This is a genomic window from Streptomyces rishiriensis (assembly GCF_030815485.1).
GTDB classification, from domain to species: Bacteria; Actinomycetota; Actinomycetes; order Streptomycetales; family Streptomycetaceae; genus Streptomyces; species Streptomyces rishiriensis_A.
The window spans coordinates 3,832,430-3,855,596 of sequence record NZ_JAUSWV010000002.1 but is presented as its reverse complement, the minus strand read 5'-3'; the positions used below and the strand labels follow the sequence as shown (position 1 = coordinate 3,855,596).

The 23,167-nt window shown below is 72.6% G+C and carries 18 protein-coding genes and 1 pseudogene; 11 read left to right on the top strand and 8 right to left on the bottom strand.

The annotated features are described in order from the left end of the window. Nucleotides 1-593 precede the first annotated feature (593 nt). Together QF030_RS19525 and QF030_RS19520 are read left to right on the top strand one after the other, a co-directional pair. A complete protein-coding gene (locus QF030_RS19525; protein WP_307163957.1) occupies nt 594-1,133 on the top strand; it encodes a GNAT family N-acetyltransferase in 540 nt (179 codons plus the stop codon). Next, nucleotides 1,120-2,631, top strand: coding sequence for a PAS domain-containing protein (locus tag QF030_RS19520; RefSeq protein ID WP_307163956.1), 1,512 nt, complete (start codon nt 1,120-1,122; stop codon nt 2,629-2,631). Before QF030_RS19525 ends, QF030_RS19520 begins: the two co-directional genes overlap by 14 nt. A 57-nt stretch (nt 2,632-2,688) precedes the next feature. On the opposite strand, the gene QF030_RS19515 is transcribed toward QF030_RS19520, so the two are convergent. Then, a complete protein-coding gene (locus tag QF030_RS19515) occupies nt 2,689-3,444 on the bottom strand; it encodes an SIS domain-containing protein (RefSeq protein ID WP_307163955.1) in 756 nt (251 codons plus the stop codon). Nucleotides 3,445-3,703: 259 nt separating this feature from the next. On the opposite strand from QF030_RS19515, the gene QF030_RS19510 reads away from it, so the two are divergent. Continuing rightward, nucleotides 3,704-4,396, top strand: a complete 693-nt coding sequence (locus QF030_RS19510) for a metal-dependent transcriptional regulator (RefSeq protein ID WP_307163954.1) — start codon at nt 3,704-3,706, stop codon at nt 4,394-4,396. 519 nt (nt 4,397-4,915) lie between these two features. Then, a complete protein-coding gene (locus tag QF030_RS19505; protein WP_307163953.1) occupies nt 4,916-5,872 on the top strand; it encodes an alpha/beta fold hydrolase in 957 nt (318 codons plus the stop codon). Between the two features lie 217 nt (nt 5,873-6,089). Here QF030_RS19505 and QF030_RS19500 read toward each other — a convergent pair whose 3' ends face one another. Genes QF030_RS19500 through QF030_RS19490 form a run of 3 tightly spaced genes read right to left on the bottom strand, consistent with a single transcriptional unit; the run spans nt 6,090 to nt 9,170 of the window. Beyond that, entirely contained in the window at nt 6,090-7,697 is a 1,608-nt protein-coding gene (locus tag QF030_RS19500) for a transporter (RefSeq protein ID WP_307163952.1), read from the bottom strand. Next, nucleotides 7,694-8,464 carry an ABC transporter ATP-binding protein gene (locus tag QF030_RS19495; protein WP_307163951.1) on the bottom strand — a complete coding sequence of 257 codons (771 nt, stop codon included), beginning with the start codon at nt 8,462-8,464 and terminating at the stop codon, nt 7,694-7,696. Before QF030_RS19495 ends, QF030_RS19500 begins: the two co-directional genes overlap by 4 nt. 43 nt (nt 8,465-8,507) lie before the next feature. Further along, nucleotides 8,508-9,170, bottom strand: a complete 663-nt coding sequence (locus QF030_RS19490) for a bifunctional DNA primase/polymerase (protein ID WP_307163950.1) — start codon at nt 9,168-9,170, stop codon at nt 8,508-8,510. 334 nt (nt 9,171-9,504) lie between these two features. Here QF030_RS19490 and QF030_RS19485 point away from each other — a divergent pair, with 334 nt between their 5' ends. Together QF030_RS19485 and QF030_RS19480 are read left to right on the top strand one after the other, a co-directional pair. Next, nucleotides 9,505-10,890: a transcriptional regulator gene (locus tag QF030_RS19485; protein WP_307163949.1), complete on the top strand. Its 1,386-nt coding sequence runs from the start codon at nt 9,505-9,507 to the stop codon at nt 10,888-10,890. Between the two features lie 213 nt (nt 10,891-11,103). Continuing rightward, nucleotides 11,104-13,065 (top strand): hypothetical protein, encoded by a 1,962-nt coding sequence (locus QF030_RS19480; protein ID WP_307163948.1) that lies wholly within the window; start codon nt 11,104-11,106, stop codon nt 13,063-13,065. A 212-nt stretch (nt 13,066-13,277) separates the two neighbouring features. Here the strand turns inward: QF030_RS19480 and QF030_RS19475 are convergent. Further along, nucleotides 13,278-14,607, bottom strand: a pseudogene (locus tag QF030_RS19475) (ABC transporter substrate-binding protein). A gap of 172 nt (nt 14,608-14,779) precedes the next feature. Here QF030_RS19475 and QF030_RS19470 point away from each other — a divergent pair. Continuing rightward, the gene (locus tag QF030_RS19470; protein ID WP_307167626.1) at nt 14,780-15,226 is read left to right on the top strand and encodes an SCO4402 family protein; all 447 of its coding nucleotides are present in this window, start codon (nt 14,780-14,782) and stop codon (nt 15,224-15,226) included. A gap of 103 nt (nt 15,227-15,329) precedes the next feature. Next, entirely contained in the window at nt 15,330-16,214 is an 885-nt protein-coding gene (gene purU / locus QF030_RS19465; protein ID WP_307163947.1) for a formyltetrahydrofolate deformylase, read from the top strand. A gap of 152 nt (nt 16,215-16,366) precedes the next feature. Here purU and QF030_RS19460 read toward each other — a convergent pair whose 3' ends face one another. Both QF030_RS19460 and QF030_RS19455 read right to left on the bottom strand, forming a co-directional pair. Beyond that, a complete protein-coding gene (locus QF030_RS19460) occupies nt 16,367-17,716 on the bottom strand; it encodes an anti-sigma factor family protein (protein ID WP_307167625.1) in 1,350 nt (449 codons plus the stop codon). Between the two features lie 284 nt (nt 17,717-18,000). Beyond that, complete coding sequence (locus QF030_RS19455) at nt 18,001-18,591, bottom strand: RNA polymerase sigma factor (RefSeq protein ID WP_307163946.1); 591 nt, start codon at nt 18,589-18,591, stop codon at nt 18,001-18,003. A 319-nt stretch (nt 18,592-18,910) separates the two neighbouring features. Between QF030_RS19455 and QF030_RS19450 the strand changes: the two genes are divergently transcribed. Both QF030_RS19450 and QF030_RS19445 read left to right on the top strand, forming a co-directional pair. Continuing rightward, entirely contained in the window at nt 18,911-19,291 is a 381-nt protein-coding gene (locus QF030_RS19450; RefSeq protein WP_307163945.1) for an STAS domain-containing protein, read from the top strand. A 176-nt stretch (nt 19,292-19,467) separates the two neighbouring features. Beyond that, nucleotides 19,468-19,980 (top strand): EF-hand domain-containing protein, encoded by a 513-nt coding sequence (locus tag QF030_RS19445; RefSeq protein WP_307163944.1) that lies wholly within the window; start codon nt 19,468-19,470, stop codon nt 19,978-19,980. Nucleotides 19,981-20,162: 182 nt separating this feature from the next. On the opposite strand, the gene QF030_RS19440 is transcribed toward QF030_RS19445, so the two are convergent. Continuing rightward, on the bottom strand, nt 20,163-21,671 hold the full coding sequence (locus tag QF030_RS19440) for a class I adenylate-forming enzyme family protein (RefSeq protein ID WP_307163943.1): 1,509 nt from the start codon (nt 21,669-21,671) through the stop codon (nt 20,163-20,165). Nucleotides 21,672-21,917: 246 nt separating this feature from the next. Here QF030_RS19440 and QF030_RS19435 point away from each other — a divergent pair, with 246 nt between their 5' ends. Next, nucleotides 21,918-23,114 (top strand): amidohydrolase family protein, encoded by a 1,197-nt coding sequence (locus tag QF030_RS19435; protein WP_307163942.1) that lies wholly within the window; start codon nt 21,918-21,920, stop codon nt 23,112-23,114. The last annotated feature ends 53 nt before the right edge of the window (nt 23,115-23,167 follow it).

Below are 23,167 nucleotides of genomic sequence, written 5' to 3'. Positions count from 1 at the left end.
GGTGGGGCGGCGCACGGGTGCCAAGTGGGCGGGAGGGAGACGCGGGCGGCTGGGGACCGCGGGAAGGGCTGGAAGGCTCAGAGGGAGCGTCGACAGCCCATGCTCGTGACGCGGACGTAGTCCACGTGGCGGCGTCGAACGAGCGAAAGCATGCGCCCAGCGTACTGCCTGACGAAAGATCCGTACGTGGCGCGGATCACGCCCCGCAAACCCTGCGGGCGGCGGGCCGGAAAGGCGGAGGGCCCGGAAGCGGAGGGCGGAAAGGCGGAGGGCGGAGTAGCGAGGGCGGAGAAGCAGGCGACCCGCGAGTCTGGTCCTCGCTCAGGAGGGCCGGCCGGACGTACCGGCGACTCGCGGGTCGGGTGACTGCGTTGAATTGGCCGGTTGCGTGCAACTCACACACGCTGGTCCGGCACCGCACTCAGTGGGCGACGGGCCCTAGCCCGCAGCCACCTCCGACGTCCGGTGTGCATACATGCTTCGGACCACCTCCTTTCCTTCGGTACGGCCCACCCTAAGAACCCGTCCCCGGTCGCTCAAGTGTTTTTTCCCGGATGTTGACTCGGCGGACCGGGAGGCGATTCCCTGCTCGCGTGACTGGTCTTCGTCTGCGCACCGAGCCCGTGGCCGGTGAGGCCGCGCTCGAGCAGTGGCGGTACGTCCACAACACGATCGTGCCGCCGGCCGCGATGTCCCTCGACGAGGTGCGCGAGCGCGCGGGCCGCTACCGGCTGGAGAACGCCTACGCCGGTGACGTCCTCGTCGGCTGCTCGACGGTGCGGCCGCCCGAGGGCGAGGAGGCGGTGGCGACCGTCATCGCGCGCGTGCTGCCCGGGTACCGCGGGCGCGGCCACGGCGCCGCCCTGTACGACCACGCTCTCGCCCGCGCGCGCGTGCTAGGCGCCCGGGTGGTGGAGACGTGCGTGCTGGCCGTCAACGAGGACGGCCTGCGCTTCGCGCGGGCGCGCGGTTTCGTCGAGGTCGAGCGGTACGTGCTCGACGGCGGGACGGCGGAATGGGTCGACCTGCGGCTCCTGCCCCGCAAGGCCGGGGCGCGATACAACGATTCCTCTGCAATCTTGCGGGAACCATATGTGGGCTGCGTCACGTTCGAGTTGAATGAGGGCAAGTGAGCGAACCTGCCAGGGGGTCCAGGTGAGTGCTTCCCGACGTAGTGGGACCACCGACGAGCTCGGGCCGGACGAGCCGGAGCGGCCGGGCGGCGACGGTCCCACGCCCCCGGAAGGCGCGGAGGCGGCCGGTCCGGTCGGTCCGGACGGCACCGATCTCCTCGCCGCGCTGCTCGACGGCATGGACGCGGCGCTCTGCGCGTTCGACGGCGACGGCATCGTCACCCACTGGAACCGCGAGGCCGAGCGCATCCTCGGATGGACCGCCGCCGAGGCGGTCGGCCGGCACGGCTTCGCGGGGTGGGCCGTGCGCGAGGCCGACGCCGAGGACATCGAGGGGCGGCTGATGTCCGCCATGCACGCGCCGGGCCGTCAGGTCCACGAGTTCGCGCTGCTGACCAAGGACGGCGGCCGTGTCCTCGTGCGCAGCCAGTCCGCCGCCGTGCGCGGGCCCGACGGCAAACCCGCGGGGCTGTACTTCGCCTTCAGCGAGGTGCACGCCCAGATCGACCTGGAGCGCTCGATCGCGCTCAGCGAGGCCCTCTTCGAGGACGCCTCCTGGGGCGTCGTCCTGGTCGACGCCGACCTGCGCCCCGCCGTCGTCAACGCACACGCCGCCCGCGCGCTCGGCACGGGCCGTACGGCCGCGCTGGGCCGGCCCCTGGGCGACCTGCTCACCCAGGGCGTCGAGGAGCTGGAGAACGCGCTGACGCACGTCCTCGCCGAGGGCGCTCCGCCCGCCCCCGCCGAGCTGTGGGTCGGGGTGCGCACCCCGGAGGGCGAGAAGCGGCGCTGCTGGCGCAGCGGCTTCCTGCGGCTGGCCTCGCCGCTCGCCGAGGAGCCGGTGCCCCTCGGGGTCGGCTGGATGTTCCAGGACGTCACCGAGGCCAAGCAGGGCGAGCAGGAGGCCTCGCTGCTGCGCTTCCGCACCAACCAGCTGCACCGGGCGGCGCGCGCGGCCGCCGAGTGCGAGAACCCCGCCGAGGCGGCCACCGTGCACCTCGACTTCGCGCTCGCCGGATTCGCCGACCACGCCCTGGTCGACCGGGTGATGGGGGGCGCCACGGCCGACGCGGAGGGGGCCGGGCCGCCGAGGCTGATGCGGGTCGCGGCCACCCCGTCGGGCGGGCCGGGCCCCAGCGCGCTCACCGGCCACACGGGCCTGCCCCTCCGCTACGGCGAGACGCACCCCGCGCTGCAGTGCGTGGCGCGGGCCGGTTCGGTGCGGGCCGGGGTGGGTTCCGCGCCGTCCGACGAGGCGCGGGAGTGGGCCAGGGCGCGCCTGTGGCCCGACGACACGGTGCACGCCCTGTGCGCGGTGCTGCGCAGCCGGGGCCGCACCCTCGGCGTCGTGACGTTCCTCCGCGGCGGCGGCCGTACGGCCTTCGAGCGTTCCGACGCGACCTACGCCGAGGACGTGGCCGGCCGGATGGCCGCGGCCCTGGACCTCGCCGATCTGACCGACGCGGCCCGGGCGACGGGCCGGGACGACGGCGCCTGACCGCGCGGCGGGAGGCCGGGAGGTGGTCCCCGGGCCGCTTGGCGCCGGCGGCGCCGTTCAGTGGCGGTAGAAGATCCGGTCCCGGTACTCCTCCATGATCCGTCCGTTCCAGTCGTGGCCGCCGTCGACGTTGCCGGAGCGCAGCAGCGGGGGCTCGATGCCGCGCTCGGCGAGGACGCCGGCCGCAGTGGCCATCACGGCCTGGAGGAGGGCCGAGGTGACGACCGTGGAGGCGGGGGCGAAGGGAGCCGGGACGGTGTCCAGGGTGAGCTCGGCGTCGCCGACCGCGATCTTCGAGTCGAGGACGACGTCGCAGTGGTCCTTCAGGAACGTTCCGGAGACGTGCCGGGACGTCGTCTGCGCGGCGTAGGCCACCGACGTCAGGCCGATGACGCGGACGCCCAGGGCGCGGGCGTGCTGGGCCATCTCCACGGGCAGGGCGTTGCGCCCGGACAACGAGACGATGACGAGGGCGTCGCCCGCGCGCAGGGGCGAGGTGTCCAGGACGGCGCCGGCGAGGCCCCCGACGCGCTCCAGGGCCGAGCCGAGAGTGGCGGGTGTGACGTCGACGCCGACCACGCCCGGGACGGCGAGCAGGTTCATCAGGGCCAGGCCGCCCGCGCGGTAGACGACGTCCTGGGCGGCGAGGGAGGAGTGTCCGGCGCCGAAGGCGAACAGGCGGCCGTCGGCGGCCACGGTGTCGGCGAGGAGCGTGCCGGCCGCCTCGACGGACTCGGCCTCCTCGTCGCGGGCCCGCTGGAGCAGGGCGATCGCGGCGTCGAAGAACTGGGCGGCGAGCTTGCGGTCGCTCATCCGGGGGCCCCTTTGCCCTAGCGGGTGTCCGTGTCGCGGATCACCGTGCGGTCTGGACCAGTGCGCTGTCAATACGCCCGGTGACGGTGGGGCGACCGGGGCGGCGGCCGGCCTCGCGGCAGGGGTGCGCGCCCCGATGTAACCGCCCCGTTCCCACGGCGCGGCACGCTTGTCAGTGGTATCCGGCAGAATTGAGTCAGGGCCAGCGCACGCGCCGGAGAGCCGTCCAGCCTTCGGCAGAGCTAATCGAGGGGCACACATGTCCGGACTGATCGACACCACGGAGATGTATCTCCGCACCATCCTCGAGCTGGAAGAGGAAGGCGTAGTGCCCATGCGAGCCCGGATCGCCGAACGCCTCGACCAGAGCGGGCCGACGGTCAGCCAGACGGTGGCGCGCATGGAGCGCGACGGCCTGGTCTCCGTGGCCAGCGACCGGCACCTCGAGCTCACCGACGAGGGCCGCCGGCTGGCCACGCGCGTGATGCGCAAGCACCGCCTCGCCGAGTGTCTCCTCGTCGACGTCATCGGCCTGGAGTGGGAGCAGGTGCACGCCGAGGCCTGTCGCTGGGAGCACGTGATGAGCGAGGCCGTCGAGCGTCGCGTGCTGGAGCTGCTGCGGCACCCGACCGAGTCGCCGTACGGCAACCCGATCCCGGGCCTGGAGGAGCTGGGCGAGAAGGACGGCGCCGACCCGTTCCTGCACGAGGGCATGGTCTCGCTGGCCGACCTCGACCCGGGCCTGGAGGGCAAGACCGTCGTCGTACGCCGCATCGGCGAGCCGATCCAGACGGACGCGCAGCTGATGTACACCCTGCGCCGCGCGGGCGTGCAACCCGGTTCGGTGGTGAGCGTGACGGAGTCGGCGGGCGGTGTCCTGGTGGGCAGCGGCGGCGAGGCGGCCGAGCTGGAGTCGGACGTCGCGTCCCACGTGTTCGTCGCCAAGCGCTGAGCTCCGTCGCGGCGGGCGCGGGACGTCGTCGGGGCGATCGCCGGTCGTATGCGAAAACCCTGAGCATTGTTCAACTCCTGTGGGGCATGGGGAAGTTGAGGTCGTCCGTCGATCTCGTCGAATCGCAGATTCCCTGTGTCGAATCGCAGCGCTCCGGCGCTTCACGTGCCAGGCTGTCGCGTGGGGCATATGACCTGAGGGGGGCCGGATGCCGTGCCGCGGAGCAGTGGAGAGCCCCGGTGCCGTACGGCACCGGGGCTTGTCCTCCCCTGTACTGACCCGGAGCCCCGAGCTCTCAGGGTCATTCCCCGCGGACCGATTTCCCCGAGCGGTCCGCCTCCCGATGAAGGTCTCCCCTCGGCGGCGGGGATCATTCCTTGAGTGTGGTCACTCGAACGAGGGGTGTTGTGCGCGGAGAGTGCATTTCTCGAAAGGCCATTCGATAGCCTGCGGGTGATTGAAGGCAGTACGAAGGCATCGGAAGCGCAGTGGTACGACGGCTAGGGGGTGCCAGGACCTATGGCGCGACGCATCGACGTGACCGGGGCGGGCGGCGTACGCCTGGCCGCCTGGGAGTTCGGTGATCCGCCCAAGGGCGACCCGGCGACAGCGGTGACGGAGGCCGTGATTCCGCCCCAGTCCGTGCGGAAGCCGGAGGGGGGCAGGCCCGCCGGGTCCATCGACGACGACGCCGAAAGCAGGCCGGGCGTCCTGTTACTGCACGGTCTGATGGGCCGGGCCTCGCACTGGGCCTCCACCGCCCGCTGGCTCTCCGAGCGGCACCGCGCGGTCGCCCTCGACCAGCGCGGCCACGGCCAGAGCGCGAAGTCGTCGGAGGCCGCCTTCACCCGCGAGGCCTACGTCGAGGACGCGGAAGCCGCCCTGGAACAGCTCGGTCTCGCCCCCGCCGTTCTCATCGGCCACGCCATGGGCGCGCTCACCGCGTGGCAGCTCGCCGCCAAGCGCCCCGACCTGGTGCAGGGCCTGATCGTCTGCGACATGCGGGCCTCCGCGCTGGGAGCGGCCTCGCAGCGCGAGTGGGGCGACTGGTTCAAGTCCTGGCCGGCCCCCTTCGCCACACTCGCCGACGTCCGCAAGTGGTTCGGCGAGGACGACCCGTGGGTGGAGCGCCCGAACCCGTCCCGGGGCGAGTTCTACGCCGAGGTGATGCAGGAGTCGCCGGACGGCTGGCGTCCGGTGTTCGAGCCCGAGCAGATGCTCAAGTCCCGCGAGACCTGGGTCCACGACGCGCACTGGGAGGAACTCGCCCAGGTCCAGTGCCCGGCGCTCGTGGTGCGCGGCCTGGACGGCGAGCTAGGCCGGGCCGAGGCCCAGGAGATGGTCCGGGTCCTGCCGCGCGGCGCGTACGCGGAGGTCGCCGACGCCGGGCACCTCGTCCACTACGACCAGCCGGAGGGGTGGCGCACGGCGATCGAACCGTTCCTCGACGCGGTACTCGCCCCCGAAGCGCCCTGACGCCCCCAAGCGCCCGACGCCCCGAAGCCCTGAGCCCCGAACCGCCGTGAGGCTCCCCGCCCGCTTCACGGTCCGGAGCCCTGTGACCCCCGCCGAGCACTCCTGCGCCCGCCGGATCTCGGACTCAGCCCGACGGACCCTCGGACTCAGCGGCGGAGCCCTTCGAGGCCGGGCGGCCGGTCGCTCCCGGCGGGCGGGCGGTCCGGCGGGCGGGCGGTCAGCCCTTGCTCACCGCCGTCAGGATCTCCGGGAGGCGCGTCGCCGTCCGGGGAGCTGCCAGGCGCAGCCCCAGCAGCGTGATCGCCGCGCCGTACACCGCGCCCCCCGGCAGCAGCAGCCACGTCCAGGAGTCCCCGCCCTCGGTGATGTGCAGCCAGATCGTCACCGCGATGACGGGCGCGCACAGCAGGGCCGCCGAGACCATCCCGCCGAAGATGGCGATCCAGGCCAGACCTGCCTGACCGGGAGCCACGTTCTTGTAGCCCTCCTGCGGAATCGAGTAGGGGAAGCGGGCCGAGGTCCAGGCGCCCGTCGCCAGCATCGCGCCCAGCAGCGCCAGGGACAGCCCCAGCGCCTCGGGCAGCCGGGACCAGTCGCCGAGCATCGCCGTCGTCAGCACGGTCACCAGCGTCGCGTACGGCAGGGTGATCAGCAGCAGGGCCAGCGCCCGCGCGCGCAACTCGACGTAGGCGTCCCGGCGTGAGGAGATCGTCATCGCGACCATCCAGAACGCGGACGTGTCCTGGCCGAACTGGTTGTACATCTGGATGCCGAGCATTCCGGCGGCGAAACAGGCGAAGTAGATCGAGCCGGTGCCCTGCAGGGCGTTGAAGACGGGCACGATCAGCCCGATGGCCAGCGAGGTCACCCAGGCCGCCTTCGTCTTCGGGTCGCGCCAGATGTAGCGCAGGCCCCGCTCCATCACCGTGCCGGTGCGCCCGCCCGGCAGCAGCCGCCCGAGCCCCGCCGAGCTCCGCCGCTCCCGCGCGGCCGGCTCCGCCGCCTGGAGGGTGGAACCGTCGGGCGAGATCATCAACCGCGTCAGGCTCCGCGTCCACATCCGCACCAGCAGCACCAGGGCGCCCGCGCTGACGGCGATCTGCGCGGCGGCCGACCCGTACGCACCCTCGCTCACCGAGTCCACCGCGCCGATCGCCGAGGCGGGCGGCAGCCAGCGCAGCACGTCCGCCGCCGGATCGAGCTGCCCCAGACCCGACGCCCCGAGCCGCTGCGCCCCGAAGTTGACGACCTGCGCCCCGATCGCGATGACCAGTCCGCTGAGCACCGCGAGATCGCGTCCCCTGCGGCTGGTCAGCAGCCGGATGTTGGCGGCGGCCACGGCCCGGGCGAGCGCCACGCACACCAGCAGCCCGAGGACGACGGCGAGGACGCCCACCGCCCAGGCGGCGGCCCCGTGCGCCACGGACACCACCGACCCCACCAGCATCAGCAGCGTGAACAGCGGTCCGATGCCCACCAGCGAGGCCGCCAGCAGCGCCCGCACCAGCGGCCGGGGCCGCAGCGGCAGCATCACCAGCCGGGTCGGGTCCAGGGTCTCGTCACCGCTGGGGAAGAACAGCGGCATCACCGCCCAGCCCAGCCCCAGCACCGCCACGAGGAGCACCACCAGCGACACGGCGTGGTCGTGCCCGCGCAACGCGATCAGCCCGAGCAGCTGGAGCGCGGCGAACAGCAGGGTGACGACGGCGGAGGCGACGTACGCGGCCCGCCGCCCGCCCGACTGGCGCAGCCCGTTGCGCAGCAGCGACAGCTTCAGCCGTACGACGGTGGGGACGAGGCCCGGCGGGGAGGTCGGCTCGCTCACCGGGCCGCCCAGCCGCCCAGCCAGTCGAGGTCGGAGCCGGTGTCCCGGCCCTGTGCCCCGACGAGTTCGAGAAACGCCTGCTGAAGGGAGGGTGCGGACCCCCGCACCTCCTCCAGCGTCCCGTGCGCCCGGATCCGTCCCGCCGCCAGCACCGCCACCCAGTCGCACAGCGACTCGACGAGCTCCATGACATGGGAGGAGAAGACAACCGTCGCCCCGGACGCCGTGTACCGCTCCAGCACGCCCCGGATGATCTGTGCGGACACCGGGTCGACGCCCTCGAACGGCTCGTCGAGGAAGAGCACTTCGGGGTTGTGCAGCAGTGCGGAGGCGAGCCCGATCTTCTTCCGCATGCCGGTCGAGTAGTCGACGACGAGCTTGTGCTGGGCCCCGGCCAGATCGAGGACGTCGAGCAGCTGAGTGGCCCGCTTGTCGACCTCGGGGCCCGGCAGCCCCCGCAACCGGCCGCTGTAGGCGAGCAGTTCACGTCCCGACAGCCGTTCGAACAGCCGCAGCCCCTCCGGCAGCACGCCGATCCGTGCCTTCACCTCGACGGGATCGCGCCACACGTCGTGCCCGACCACCTCGACGGACCCCTGATCGGGCCGCAACAAGCCGGTCACCATCGACAGGGTCGTGGTCTTCCCGGCGCCGTTCGGCCCGACGAGCCCGATGAACTTCCCGGACGGCAGCTCGAGATCGATCCCGGCGACGGCGACCTGCTGCCCGAACCGCTTCCAGAGGTTACGCACGCGTACGGACGTCATGCACGAACCCTACGGCCAGGGAAGCGCCCTCACGGGGCCGCCGCTAGCGATCCCGCCCGCACGCGTAGGCGAGCGGCGAGATCAACTCCTCCGCGTCCGGCAGCCACCGGTTCGCGGCGGTGGGCCGGCATGCCCACTGCACGGCGCCCCGGGACCCGAACCGTGTGGGCGGAGCGGCGACGTACATGCCCTCGCCGAGCGTCAGAAGATCGAGTGCGCCCAGTGACCAGCCCAGCTTGCGCACCAGATCCGGCACCTTCGCCGACGCTCCCGGCAACACGAAGAAGTGCATCCGCCGGTCCGGCGTCAACGTGACGGGACCGAGCGTCAACTGCATCCGCTCCATCCGCGCCAGCGCGAGGAACCCGGCCGTCTCCGGAACGGAGATCGCGTCGAACGTACGCCCGGTCGGCAGCAGGATCGAGGCGGTCGGCTGTTTCTGCCACATCCGCCGCGCGACCGTCGCGCTGCCGGTGGCCTGGGTCGCCCAGTCAGGGCGCGCGGCGTGCGCGCCCGGCGCCGCACACGCGCCGTCGCCGCAGGAACAGCGCTGCATTCCGTCGACGGGTTCCAGCCAGGTGCCGGGGAACACGTCCCAATGACGTTCCTCGGCGTAGCGAACAGCGGTCTCGAGCAGCGATTCCCCGCGCTGCTTCGGGATTTGAGTGGCTTCGGCGCCCGCGATGGTGTCTTCCACGATGAACACAACTCTAGCCGTCACCAGGGGTTACGCCCGCCCCATTGCGCGGGGGAGGAGCATCGATTCCGCGTCCGGGGCGCATGGGTGCACGAGTGGGGGCGCGCGGGAGGAACGGGCGCGGGAGCGGGTATCCAGGGAGAGGGGGCGGGCTTCCGCCGTTTAACCGGCAATTCTCTGTATTCCTCAGCAAGTCACGGCAATCCTCACATGCCTCGCATTTTCGCTGCAGCTGTGGGGCATTGATCTTCTCGGCCGGAACTTTTCGGTGGAAGACACGTCAACTCGGTGTGTGGACGGGCACCCGCCGTCCCGGTCACCGCAGCCACAGGGGGTAGTGCCCATGGCCGCAAGGCCGCTAGTCGCCCGGCAGCCGAACGAACGGTTGCAGGCGCTCATCCAGGAGGCGGGGTGCTCGAACGCCGGGCTCGCCCGCCGCGTCAACATGTGCGGCGCCGAGCACGGTCTCGACCTGCGCTACGACAAGACGTCCGTGGCCCGTTGGCTGCGGGGACAGCAGCCGCGCGGCCGCGCACCGGCGATCATCGCGGAGGCGCTGGGCCGCAAGCTCGGCCGTACGGTCACGATCGACGAGATCGGCATGGCCAACGGCAAGAACCTCGCCTCGGGCGTGGGTCTGCAGTTCTCACCGACGGTACTGGGGGCCATCGAGCAGGTCTGCGAACTGTGGCGCAGCGACGTGGGCCGACGCGACTTCCTCTCCGGTTCGTCCGTGGCCGCCTCGGCGTTGGTCGAGCCCAGCCGCGACTGGCTGATCTCCTCGCCCGACGCGCAGGTGGCGCGGTCCGCCGGGCCACGGGTGGGCGTCTCCGACGTCGCGGCCGTCAAAGCGATGACCCAGGCGCTCGTCGACCTGGACCACCAGTACGGCAGCGGGCATGTGCGCCCGGTCGTCGTGCACTACCTCAACAGCGTCGTCTCGGGGCTGCTGGCCGGCTCCTACCGGGAAGCGGTGGGCCGGGAACTCTTCGCGGCCGTGGCCCGGTTGACGGAGCTGGCCGGCTACATGGCCGTCGACACCGGCCAACCCGGCCTCGCCCAGCGCTACTACATCCAGGCCCTGCGCCTCGCCCAGGCGGCGGGCGACCGGGGGTACGGCGGATACGTGCTCGCCGCCTCCATGAGCCACCTCGCCGCACAGCTCGGAAACCCGCGGGAGATCGCGCAGTTGGCGCGCGCGGCGCAGGAAGGAGCGCGGGGACGGGTGACGCCGCGTGCGGAGGCGATGTTCCTCGCGGCGGAGGCGCGCGGCCACGCACTGCTCGGAGACGCGCGCGGAGCGCAGGCGGCGTCCGGGCGCGCCGTGTCGGCGCTGGAGGCGGCCGACTCCTCCACCGGGGACGACCCCGCGTGGATCGCCCACTTCGACGAGGCCTACCTGGCCGACGAGTTGGCGCACTGCCACCGCGACCTGGGCCAGGCCGAGGCGGCGGCGCGCTGCGCCGAACAGTCCCTGGCCGGGCACCCGGAGAGCCGTGCGCGCCGGCGCGCGATCGGTTACGTCCTGCTGGCGACCGCGCAGGTGCAGCAGCGCGAGATCGAACAGGCCTGCCACACGGGGCTGAAGGCGGTCGAGCTTCTGGAGACGCTCCGCTCCAACCGCGGCGCGGAGTACCTGGAGGACCTCCAGCAACGCCTGGAACCGTTCCGGGACGAGTCGGTGGTAAGGGAGTTCGGGGCGCGCCTGGAGTTGAAGACCGCGGCGTGAACGGACGGGGCGCCGCCGCGTGAACACGCGGGAAACGGCACTGCTGCGCGGAAGGAGGGACGGATACAGCGCACGGCGCTCCTGATCCGTCACCGATGTCACCGCCGAACCCGGTGGCAGGGAGATCACGATCTGAGCTGCGTGGCACGGGGTTCCGGGGACCCGGTAGCGTGAGCCGACGATTCCGAAGGTCCCCCATTCGTAGGAGTCCCGGTGACGCAGAGTGGACAGGGTGAGGAGCCCTCGGCGCAGCCCGCGCGCGAAGGCATCGTGCTGCCCTCCGACGGCGGGGAACCCCTGCTGCCGGGAATGACGACGAACGCACCGCGGCAGGCGCCCCGCCAGGGACCGCCACCCGGACCGCCGCCGGGCCGGCAGTCCGATCAGTACGGCGCCCAGCAGTACGGCGCCCAGCAGTACGGGCAGGACGAGTACGGCCAGGGCGAGTACGGGCAGCAGCAGTACGGGCGACCGGACTACGGGCACGCGGACTACGGACAGCACGGCCAGGGTCAGCACCCGCCCCAGGGGCAGCCCGAGTACGGGCAGCAGGCGCCGGCCGGGGGACAGACGTGGGGCGACCCCTGGGGTCCCGGCGGGCAGCAGTCCGCCCCGCGGCAGCCCGCCCCGGGCTGGCCGCAGCCGGCGGACCAGGCGGACGGGCCGGGCCGGACGGACCAAGGACACCAGCAGCAGCACCAGCAGCAGTACCCGCACCAGCCACAGGCCCAGTGGAACGGCGGACAGCCTGACCCGTGGAACGGCGGCACCCCGGCGGGCGCCGGTCCGCTCCCGCCGGAGGGCGCACCGGCTCCGGGCGCACCCCTGCCGCCGGCCGCCCCCGCTTCCGCCGACGAGGGCGCGACGCAGTACATACCGCCGGTCCCGGCCGACCCGGCCGCCGACGGCCGTGGCCCGTACCCGTCGGCGTACGCCGCGCCCGGTGCCGCCGACGAGGGCGCGACCCAGTACCTGCCGCCGGTCCCGGCCGACCCGGCCGCCGACGGCCGTGGCCCGTACCCGTCGGCGTACGCCGCGCCCGGTGCCGCCGACGAGGGCGCCACCCAGTACCTGCCGCCCGTCCCCGCCGCCCCCGTCGACGAGGGAGCGACGCAGTACATACCGCCGGTCGCACCGGGCGCGCTGCCGCCCGAGGTCCCGGCCGAGTCGACCCGGTACCTGGGCCGCACCCCGCAGAACGGACCGGGGCCGATGCCCGCCCCCGGGACGTACTCCGACTCCGAGCCCACGCAGTACATCCCGCCCGTCGCCGCGCAGGCCGACGGGGACCGGCAGCCGCCCGCCGAGTTCGAGAACCTCTTCCGCAGCGGGCCGGGCAGCGACAGCCCGGCCGGGTCCACCCAGCAGCTCCCGCGCTTCTCCGAGCCGGACGCCCCCGGTCCCGGTCGCGGCCACGGTGGCGCGCCGGGCTACGGCGCCGGGCCCGCCGCCCGTTCCCCGCAGCCCGGCTACACCCCGCCCGGTGACCCGGCGGCGGGCGGGCGGCGCGGGGCGCGGGGCGACGGCGGCGGCCGGGGAGGCCGTACCGGCTCGCGGCTGCCGTTGTTCGCGGCGGTCGGCGTGGCCCTCGCGGTCGTCGGCGTCGGCGCGGGCGCGTTGCTGGCGGGTGGGGGAGGTGGCGAGGGCGACGACAACAAGACCGTCGCCGCGTCGTCCCCCGCGGCCGAGGGGTCCGCGTCGGCGTCCACCGGCGCGGCCGAGCAGCAGGCCGTCGAACTCGACAAGCTGCTCGCGGACAGCGGCAGCAGCCGGGCCAGTGTGATCAGCGCGGTGGCCGACGTGAAGGCGTGCGGCAACCTCGCCCAGGCCTCCGCGGACCTGCGGGACGCTGCGAAACAGCGCACCGAACTGGTCACCAGGCTGTCCGCGCTGAAGGTCGACCAGTTGCCGGACCACACGGCGCTGACCACCGCGCTCACCAAGGCGTGGCAGGCGTCCGCGTCCGCCGACAACCACTACGCGGCCTGGGCCGACCAGGTCGCCGGCAACAAGAACAAGAGCTGCAAGAAGGGCTCGGCCCGGACGACCTCCGAGACCCAGGCCGGCAACCGGGCGAGCGGTACCGCCAGCTCCGAGAAGACGCAGGCCGCCAAGTTGTGGAACAAGATCGCGCGGACCTACGGCCTCACGGAGCGCCAGCCCGTCCAGTTGTAGACGCGGACGGTTCGGACGGACGGTTCCGGACGCGGGCAGCCGTGCACGCGGACCGGGGCCGTCGCGAAGGCGGTCCGGGCGGGCCGTCGCGAGGGCGGTCGGGGAGGGCCGTCGCGAGGGCGGTCGGAGCGGGCCGGTTCGGCTCTGTTCCGCCGGGCGGGGCAGGCCCCCGGGCGGGGCAGGCCCCCGGGCGGGGCAGGCCCCCGGGCGGGTCAGTCGACGTCCGCCTTCTCCAGCGTCTTCGTCACGTCCACGAAGCCCTTCTTGGCGGCCACCAGCCGGCCCTCCCGCACGGCCTGGAGGGTGACCTCGGCGTTGACCAGGCGGGGGAAGCCGATGGAGGCGAGCTGGTCGGTGAACTCCCAGCGGAGCGTCGGCGTGAGTCCGCCCGTGGTGATCTCCAGACCGTCGTCCAGGGCGCCCCGTACGGAGTGGGCGGTCACCTCGCCGCCGTCCAGCGACTCCACGGCCTGCCGGAACACGGTGTAGGCGATCCAGGTGGTCTGCACACCGGTGTCCGTGGGGTCGATACGGGTGTCCGAGAACGCCTCCTCACTGATCACCGTCTTCATCGGCGCCCAGGCGGGGTCGCTCGTCACCGGGTACCAGCCCGTGACGTAGGCCCCCTCGAAGGGGCCGGCGGCGGCGCCGGCGGCGTTGATCACCGTCTGGTCGACGCTGCCGAGGACGGTGCCGGCACGGACGTCGGGGTAGTCGTCGCGGGTGCGCCGGAAGGAGTCCATGAAGGTGGCGGTGCGGTCCCCGAGCGCGGTCACCACGCACCCCTTGCCGTCCCCCGCCTTCCCGCCGGTCGCGTTCTCCATGGCGGCCTCGGCCTGCGTCGAGTACTCCGTCGCGTCCTCCGGCGCCCGCTGGTCCTCGGCCTTGCCGTGCCCGCCGGCGGTCAGTCCGGCATTGAGCATCGGGGGCAGCGCGTCGCCGGCGATGGTGTCGGGGCGGACCAGGGAGACAGGGCCGCAGGTCGCGCCGAGCTCCTTGCCGAGACCGGCCAGCAGCGAGGGCTGGCCGCCGTTCACCGGGTAGGACAGCGGGCTGGTGAACTCGGCGTTCGTGACGCCGTAGCCGCCTATGTAGGGGATGCCGGCGCCTTCCAGGTGCGGGAGGAAGGCGTCGGAGTGCTGGCTGTAGGAGCCGACCACGGCGACCGCGTGCTCCTTGACGGCGCGCCGCGCGCAGGGCCGCGGCGGACACCGTGTCGTTGTGGTCGTTGCAGGTCAGGACTTTGAGCTGACGGCCGTTCAGCCCACCGTTCGCATTGATCCAGCGGGCGTAGGCGAGGGCGAAGGCGGGCATGCCGGGCTTGTTGGTGGCGGACGTCCCCTCGGGCGCCCAGGTCATGACGACGACCGGGCCGTCCCCGGAACCCCCCGTGACACCGGGGACGACCCCGCAGCCGACGGCGAGCGACGCACAGGCGGCCAGGGCACCCGCCGAGAGGGCGGTCGCTCTGACGGACCTGGTGAAGCGGAAGGACCTGGGGAGGAAGGTGCTTCGCGTTGATGTGCGTCGCTTGCCGGTCATGGACACACACCATTCCGTCACATCACTAACCCTGGAGTGACCCACGGTCGACGGTCGGTGACGGCAAGGTGAATTGCAGGGGCACCCGAGGTGCGCGGGACGGGGAAACGTACGATCTACGACCGTGCAAGGTTCGGAGAACTCTTCCCGTCGCGGCCGTCGCTCCTCCACCATGGGCGGCATGCCACTCAACGACATGCCGTGGTGGCGCTGGCGCAGCAATGTGCGCTCCGCGCTGCACATGCTCTCCGACCCGGTGTTCCAGCAGAACGTCTGGCTGGCCGGCGTCGAGGGGTACGGGGACGTCACCGACGCCGTGTACCGCCTCGTCGAGGACACCTGGCTCGACAACTGGTCCGCCGAGAAGTACGTCGGCACGATCTTCCGCGACTCGCAGGAGGCGGCCCTCGTGGACACCGCCGTGCTGCGGGTGCTGCGGATCATGCACCAGGTCGGGCCGGACGCCCTGGTCTCCGCGTACGTCGACCATGAGGCGTGGCCGGAGGCGGTACGGGCGGCGCGGGACGCACACGTGCGGATGGCGGCCAGTGACGGCGACGACGCCGACGCCCCGCCGCGCACCCTCGAGGTGCTGCGCATCATGACGCGGGCCGCGTAGGCCGGGCAGGCCGCGAGCGGGACCGGGGTAAGGGGGCGGACGCCGTGTTCCGTCCTGCGGGACGATTGCCCACGGCGCTGGCCGGTGTGCGACCCTGTCGGGCATGAACGCGCAGCCCACCCGAGCCGCGGCGACCGCCGCCGACCAGTACGTCCTCACCCTTTCCTGCCCCGACAAGCAGGGCATCGTGCACGCCGTGTCGAGCTACCTCTTCATGACCGGCTGCAACATCGAGGACAGTCAGCAGTTCGGCGACCACGACACGGGCCTGTTCTTCCTGCGCGTCCACTTCTCGGCCGAGCCGCCGGTGACCGTGGAGAAGCTGCGGGCGAGCTTCGCGGCGATCGGCGACTCCTTCCACATGGACTGGCAGATCAACCGGGCCGACGAGAAGATGCGCGTCGTCCTCATGGTCAGCAAGTTCGGGCACTGCCTGAACGACCTGCTGTTCCGCGCGAGCATCGGCGCGCTGCCGGTGGAGATCGCGGCCGTGGTGTCCAACCACACCGACTTCGCCGAGCTGGTGGGCTCGTACAACATCCCCTTCCGCCACATCCCGGTGACGAGGGAGAACAAGGCGCAGGCCGAGGCGGAACTGCTCGAGCTGGTGCGGGAGCAGGACGTCGAGCTGGTCGTCCTCGCCCGCTACATGCAGGTCCTCTCCGACGACCTGTGCAAGCAGCTCAGTGGCCGGATCATCAACATCCACCACTCCTTCCTGCCGAGTTTCAAGGGCGCCAAGCCGTACCACCAGGCGCATGCGCGGGGCGTGAAGCTGATCGGGGCGACGGCGCACTATGTGACGGCCGACCTCGACGAGGGGCCGATCATCGAGCAGGAGGTCGAGCGCGTGGGGCACGGCGTCACGCCGGACCAGCTCGTCGCCGTCGGGCGGGACGTGGAGTGCCAGGCGCTGGCACGGGCCGTGAAGTGGCACGCGGAGCGGCGGATCCTGCTCAACGGGCGACGTACGGTCGTCTTCGCGTAGCCGGGGCGCAGCCGTCGCGCGGCCCCGCCGAAGTTCCCTGCCCCGCCCCCTCGCCCCCCGCTCCCTTCCCCAGGCACCGGGCCCCTGTGCCAGGCCCGGCACAGGCGCCCGGCACACGGGCGCTTGCATCCTGCCGCTCCGGCGCCTGTCGGCTACATCCGGCTCAGCGACGCCGCCGCGAACAGGACGTCCCTGATGGCCTCGCGGTCGCCGAGCTGCCCCGCCGCGGCCTCCTCCGGGGAGACATGACCGGCGGCCAGACGGCAGAACTCCACGTCGTCCAGGGCGACATGGGCCACCTCGTGGTCGGCTGAGCCCACGGCGCCCGGCGAGTCCAGCGGGATCAGCCACTGGCCGCCGCCCGAACCCTCGATCTCCAGACGCAGGCTGCGCCCGGGGCGGCCAGCGGTCACCAGATGGCGGGTGCGCGAGGGAGCGGCGAGTCCGGCGCGGCGACGGGCCGCCAGGGTCTCGGGCAGCATCCGCGCGGCCAGGTCGATCATGCCGTGCAGGTGGCGCGGGGCGGGCGGCGCGTAGGGGTAGTCCACCGCGTCCGCGATGTCCTCGGCGTGCACCCAGCACTCGAAGGCCCGGTCCAGCATGGCGTCCCGCAGGGGCAGTTCGAAGCCGCCGTACGACACCGGCATGGTGCCGGGGCCTCCGCCGGTGAAGGACACCGTCCGTACGAGGGCGTGGGTCTGTTCGCGCCAGGGGCCGCGCACCGAGCGGGTGGGCGGGAAGTGCGAGCCCGCCCAGAACGACTCGGTGCGCCGGGCCGGAGTGTCCACCGGTTTGCCGGAACGGTGCGACCCGTCCCGTCCGACGGTCTCGTCCGGCCGGTCCGTCTCGTCCGTCCCGCCCATGTCGTCGGTCCGGTCCGTCCGGTCCGTCTCGGCGGCCGCGCCCGGCCTGTCGCCGGTGGCGAACGGGGTCAGCGGGTCGTCGAGGCCCAGGGCGACGGCCACCAGCCCGTCCACGGCGAGCAGGTGGGCGATGACTCCCGCGACGGTGGTCCGGCGGCTCGTGGCTCCCTCGCCGCGGAACCAGCGCAGCCGCACCGGCGCGTGCCACTCGGCGTCCCCGAAGTCCTGGAGCAGGGCGTCCAGCCGCGCGGTCTCGGCGTCGTACGACGCAGCCCAGACGGGCACCGGGATGCGGGGCGGACGCCGGTCCAGACAGCCGTCGAGGACACGGGTGCGCAGGCCCGGGTCGAGGTCGAGGCTCTCCGGGCGCTGGAGCAGACCGACCGCCTCGCGCAACCGCCGTGCCTCGTCGGCGCAGGCTCCGCAGTCGCCGAGGTGCTCCTCGACGGCCGCCGTCTCCTCGGCCGAGCAGGCCGCCAGCGCCCAGGCGCCCAGCAGGGACTTCAGCACCGGGTGCTCGAGCGTGAGCGGGCCCGGACCGGCGGGCTCCGCCGGCGGCAGCGGCAGCCCGCCGTCCTCCACGGAGGCGCGGGGGAGCGGGATGCGCGGCGCGCGGCCGGATCCGCGAGCCGGAGACATGCCGTCCCCGCCACGGGAAACGCTGTCAGCGGGCCTGCCGTCACCGGAGCCGCTGTCGCGGGAGGCGTCGTCGGCGGGCCTGCCGTCGCCGGAGCCGCCGTCGCGGGAGGCGTCGTCGGCGGGCCTGCCGTCGCCGGAGCCGCTCGGTCCGTTGCCGTTGTCGTCTGCTTGGGCGTCGTCACCGGATGGCGTTGCCCCGGCCTCTTGCGGGTTCGTCCGCTGGTCGTTCCTCATGTCCTCTTCGTCTCCGCCGTCTTCGGGCGACGGGAACACGTTCTCGCCACTCATGCCGCACCGCCGTACCCCGGCGGCGCCCCGGGAGCCGCGGCGTCGTGGGCGGTGGACAGCAGCTGGAGGCCGAGGCGGAGCCGACGGCGCGCCTCGTCCTCGGTGACGCCGAGGTCGGCCGCCGTCTGGCGGTAGTCGCGCCGCTGGAAGTAGGCCAGTTCCAGGGCGGCGCGCAACGGGGCGGGCATGGCCTGGACGATGTAGTCGGCGCGGGCGGCGACCGAGGCGTGCCGCACCCTGCGTTCCAGTTCCTCGGTCGCCTCGGCGGAGCCGGGGCCGGCCTCGGCCAGCGCGGCGGTCTCGGTGGTGCGCAGGCGCTGCACGGCGAGGCGGTGGGTCAACGCGGCGACCCAGGTGCGCAGCGGACCCTGCTTCGGGTCGTAGGCGTCGGGGTTCTCCCAGACATGCGCGAAGACCTCGCGGGTGATGCCGTCGGCCGCGCGTTCATCTCCGAGCACGCGGTGGGCGAGGCCGTGCACGAGCGAAGCGAACCGGTCATAGAGCTCGCCGAGGGCGGCCGCCTCACCGCGTGCCAGCCGCTGCTGCATCTTGCGGTCCCAGCGGGGCGGTGCGTCCTTCTTCGCCATGCGGCCCCCTCCCCCGTGTGCGTGTCTCTGCCTGTGCGTGTGTCCAGCGTGCGTCCACCGTCACCTCGAATGTAGTCGGCACGTCCGACAACGCACGCCCCTTTGTTTCAATGTGCGCCCCCTGTCCGTGAGGGGGTGGTATGGGCGGCGCCTACCCGACAGATAAGGATCGAACCGGACGGGATGCGACTGGAACAAGCCTCTTTCTCTCTGTTTCTGTTTTTCCGTCGGCGTTTCGGGGCACGGCCGCTGGGCAGCCGCGCTGCAAGGAAGCGAAGGGACGGCTTCCGTTTTCCGCGAGTTACAGCGAGCGAAGGGCGTGGTGGTGGCCTTCAAAGTGACCGGCGGGGAGCAGGGCGGATGGGCCGTGCTCCATGTGTCGGGCGAGCTGGACCTGATGACCTCGCCGGTGCTGCGCCAGAAAGTGCACGACGAGGTGGCCGAGGGTCGCCACAGTCTCGTCCTCGACCTCTCCGAGGTGTACTTCTGCGACTCCAGCGGCGTCGGCGTGCTCATCGCCTCACGCCGCCTGATCCGTTCCTGCCGGGGAAGCCTGCGCCTGATACTTCCCGCGCGGGGCGCGGCGGAGGGCTCACACGTCAACCGGGTGCTGGGCGCGCTGGGTGTCCGCCGCCTCTTCGACGTCTACGGGGACCTCGCGGCCGCCGTGGACGAGGGAACGGAACCGCTCTCGGCGTAGGTCCGCGCGGGTCCGGCGAAGGCCCCCGCTCCGCTACATCCCCGTCCCGGAATTCACCCGGTCTCGGGACAGGCGTCGCTTTCCCGATGCCCGGGAGTCGCCGGCGTCGTACGCTCCCTGCCGGAACCATTCCCAGCCACATCTCCACGCGATGACGTAAGGCGGCCCGAGAAGACATGGTCAGCAGCGAGTACGAACGCAGGATCGCCGCCCGGTTCGCCACCTTCGACCAGGACGGCAACGGCTACATCGACCGGTCGGACTTCGGCGCGGCGGCCAAGGCGCTGCTCGCGGAGTTCGGCACCGCGGCCCGGTCCGACAAGGGGCAGGCGCTGTACGCGGGAGCCGAGGCGTTCTGGCAGGGCATGGCCGGCATCGCAGACCGGGACGGCGACCAGCGCATCACCCGGGACGAGTTCGTGAACGGCGCGGTCAAGCGGTTGCGCGACAACCCGGAGCGGTTCGCCGAGATCGCCCGCCCCTTCCTGCACGCGGCCCTGGACATCGCCGACTCCGACGGCGACGGCCGGGCCACGGTCGCGGACACCGTACGGGTGCTCAGGGCGCTCGGAGCGCCCGAAGAGGTGGCCCAGGGGGCCGCCGCCGTCCTCGACGCCGACGCCGACGGCAAGGTCGGCGAGGCGGAGATCGTCCCCGCCTTCGCCCGCTACTTCACGATCGCCGAATAACGTCCGGCCGACCAGCGGTCACCCGCGCGGCGCGCAGCCGACCAGTGGTCGCCGGAGCAGCGCGCAGCCGGCGGTGACCATCCGGCCAACGGTCGTCCGAGCGGCGCGCAGTCGGCAGCGGTCACCCGATCAGGGCGTGGCCGACCAGCGGTCACCGGGACGGCACTCGGGCCCAGGCGGCTTCATCGGGAGAAGCGCTCGCGCAGCTTGTACTTCAGTACCTTGCGCAGCGTCTCGTTGCGGGGCAGGGCGTCCACCGACTCCAGCCGCTCCGGCAACTTGTGGACCGACAGGCCAGCCGCGCGCAGATACGAGCTCATCGCCTCGAGCGTCAACGGCTCCCCGGCCCCAGGCGCCCGTTCCACCACCGCGCACACCAGTTCCCCGCGCTCCGCGTCGGGCAGGCCGATCACCGCCACGTCCCCGACGGCCGGGTGTGCGGCGAGCAGGTCCTCGATCTCCTTGGCCGACACGTTCTCCCCCTTGCGGATGATCACGTCCTTCAGCCGCCCGGTGAGGACCAGATGCCCGCTGTCCGTCACGTGCCCCAGATCGCCCGTGCGCAGGAATCCCTCCGCGTCGAACGCCTCGGCCGTCTGGGCGGGATCCAGGTACCCCTGGCACACGGCCTCGCCGCGCAGCCGCACCTCGCCCTCCACCACCCGTATCCGCATGCCCTCCGGAGGCCGGCCCTCCGTCGTCGCGAGGTTCTCCGGGGTGTCGTCCGGCGCCCCCATGGTGATCATCGGCACCTCGGTCATCCCGTACCCGTGCGTCAGCTGCACCCCCATCTCGCGTACGACGGCGTGGTACACCTCGGGCGGCTTGGGCGCCCCGCCGCCCGCGAGCAGCCGCAGCGAGGGGATCAGGGGCGCCTCGGGCCGCTTGCGCTGCTCGGCGAGGAACATCGAGTAGAACGCCGTCGATCCGCCCGCGACCGTCACCCCGTGCCGCCGGTAGTCCTCCAGCGCGTCCGGCAGCGCGAAGTGCTCGAACATCACCGCCGGGAAGCCGTAGAGCAGCAGCATGACGGTGTAGTCGGGGCCGGCGATGTGCGCGTAGGGGAACGCCATCGAGCCGACGTCGTCCGAGGTGAGGCGCAGCGCGTGGGCGAGGCAGGAGCCGCCCGCGATCAGCGACCGGTCGGTGTGCAGCACGCCCTTGGGGTCGGAGGTGGTGCCCGAGGTCCAGTAGATCCAGCGCACCGAGGTGCCCTCGGCGGGCGGCGGCGGAAGCACGGCCGGGTCTCCGTCCGGCAGCTCGTCGTACGCCTCGAAGACGCCCTTCGCGCCCAGCCGCCGGGCCATCTCGGTGTGGTCGAAGCCGCGCCAGACGCCCGGCACCGCGAAGAACTCCGCCTTGGACTCGCGCAGCGCGAAGCCGACCTCGCGATCACGGTAGAAGGGGATGACGGGCGACTGCACCGCCCCCAGGCGGGCCAGCGCGAAGGACAGGACGGCCGTCTCGAGGCGGGTGGGCAGCTGCCAGGCGACGACCGTGCCGGGGCGTACCCCCCTGTCGTACAGCCCGGCGGCGACCCGCTCGGCCCTCTGGCGCAGCTCTCCGAAGGTCAGCGCCCGGTCGTCCTGGAGGAGGACCCGGCGGCCGGGGGTGCGGTCGGCGCGGCGGACGAGCAGGTCCCAGAGGGTGCGGGACGCGCTCAGCTCGTGGGCGGTGGCGGTGTCGTTCACATCTGCCCCCTGGCGTAACTGACGGACTGTCAGATTTTGGCAGAGCGTAGGGCCGGTCGCCTTGTCGGTCCAGGGGGTCGGAGCTAGCCTGCTGGGGAGGGATGACCTGACGGTCCATCAGATAGCCGTCATCCGTCGGTCGTCATGAGACAGCCGTCGTCCGTCGGTCGTCATCTGTCAGCCGTCATCAGATTGCCGGGACACGTCCATCGGACAACTGGCGTTCCGCCAGGCGGAGGGGAAGCCGTGAGCACCGAACTGCCGCGCATCGTCAGCGTCGACGACCATGTGATCGAGCCCGCGCACCTCTTCGCGACCTGGCTGCCGCAGAAGTACCGGGACCGGGGGCCGCAGCCGCTCACCGCAGGGATCGGCGAGCTCGCCTACGTCGCCGGGAAGTACCGGATCACGATGGACCCGGACGGCCAGCCGACCGACTGGTGGATCTACGAGGACCTGAAGTTCCCGTACAAGCGCAACATCGCCGCCGTCGGCTTCGACCGTGACGAGATGACGCTGGAGGGCATCACCCGCGAGGAGATGCGGCGCGGCTGCTGGGACCCGAAGGCGCGGCTGGCGGACATGGACCTCAACCACGTCGAGGCCTCTCTCTGCTTCCCGTCCTTCCCCCGCTTCTGCGGGCAGACCTTCGCCGAGGCGCACGACAAGGAGGTCGCGCTGGCCTGTGTGCGCGCCTACAACGACTGGATGGTCGAAGAGTGGTGCGGGGACAGCGGCGGGCGGCTCATCCCGCTCTGCCTGATCCCGCTGTGGGACATCGACCTGGCGGTCGCCGAGATCCGGCGCAACGCGGCCCGCGGGGTGCGCGCGGTGACCTTCTCCGAGATCCCCAGCCATCTCGGGCTGCCGTCGATCCACTCGGGCTACTGGGACCCGTTCTTCGCGGTGTGCGAGGAGACCGGGACGGTCGTCAACATGCACATCGGCTCGTCCTCGCAGATGCCGGCCGCCTCGCCGGACGCACCGCCGGCCGTCCAGGCGTCCCTTTCGTTCAACAATGCGATGGCCTCGATGATGGACTTCCTCTTCAGCGGGGTCCTGGTGAGGTTCCCGCGCCTCACGCTCGCCTACTCCGAGGGCCAGATGGGCTGGATCCCGTACGCCCTCGAGCGGGCGGACGACGTCTGGGAGGAGCACCGCGCGTGGGGCGGGGTCAGGGATCTCGTCCCGGAGCCGCCGTCCACGTACTACTACCGGCAGATCTTCTGCTGCTTCTTCCGCGACAAGCACGGGGTCGCGTCCCTGGACGTCGTGGGGCGCGACAACGCGACCTTCGAGACCGACTACCCGCACGTCGACTCGACCTTCCCGCACACCAAGGAGGTCGCCCTCGACCACGTCAAGGGTTTGGACGACGAGACGGTCTACAAGCTCATGCGGGGCAACGCGATCCGCATGCTGGACCTGGACCTCGACAAGTAGCCGGGCCGAAGAACAGAGGAACAGAGAGGCAGAGAGGCAGAGAGGCAGAGAGA

Coding starts and splice junctions, on each gene's coding strand:
- QF030_RS19520 (WP_307163956.1), top strand. CDS start 1,120: ATGAGGGCAAGTGAGCGAACCTGCCAGGGGGTCCAGGTGAGTGCTTCC.
- QF030_RS19515 (WP_307163955.1), bottom strand. CDS start 3,444: ATGAGCGACCGCAAGCTCGCCGCCCAGTTCTTCGACGCCGCGATCGCC.
- QF030_RS19510 (WP_307163954.1), top strand. CDS start 3,704: ATGTCCGGACTGATCGACACCACGGAGATGTATCTCCGCACCATCCTC.
- QF030_RS19505 (WP_307163953.1), top strand. CDS start 4,916: ATGGCGCGACGCATCGACGTGACCGGGGCGGGCGGCGTACGCCTGGCC.
- QF030_RS19495 (WP_307163951.1), bottom strand. CDS start 8,464: ATGACGTCCGTACGCGTGCGTAACCTCTGGAAGCGGTTCGGGCAGCAG.
- QF030_RS19485 (WP_307163949.1), top strand. CDS start 9,505: ATGGCCGCAAGGCCGCTAGTCGCCCGGCAGCCGAACGAACGGTTGCAG.
- QF030_RS19470 (WP_307167626.1), top strand. CDS start 14,780: ATGGGCGGCATGCCACTCAACGACATGCCGTGGTGGCGCTGGCGCAGC.
- purU (WP_307163947.1), top strand. CDS start 15,330: ATGAACGCGCAGCCCACCCGAGCCGCGGCGACCGCCGCCGACCAGTAC.
- QF030_RS19460 (WP_307167625.1), bottom strand. CDS start 17,716: ATGTCTCCGGCTCGCGGATCCGGCCGCGCGCCGCGCATCCCGCTCCCC.
- QF030_RS19455 (WP_307163946.1), bottom strand. CDS start 18,591: ATGGCGAAGAAGGACGCACCGCCCCGCTGGGACCGCAAGATGCAGCAG.
- QF030_RS19445 (WP_307163944.1), top strand. CDS start 19,468: ATGGTCAGCAGCGAGTACGAACGCAGGATCGCCGCCCGGTTCGCCACC.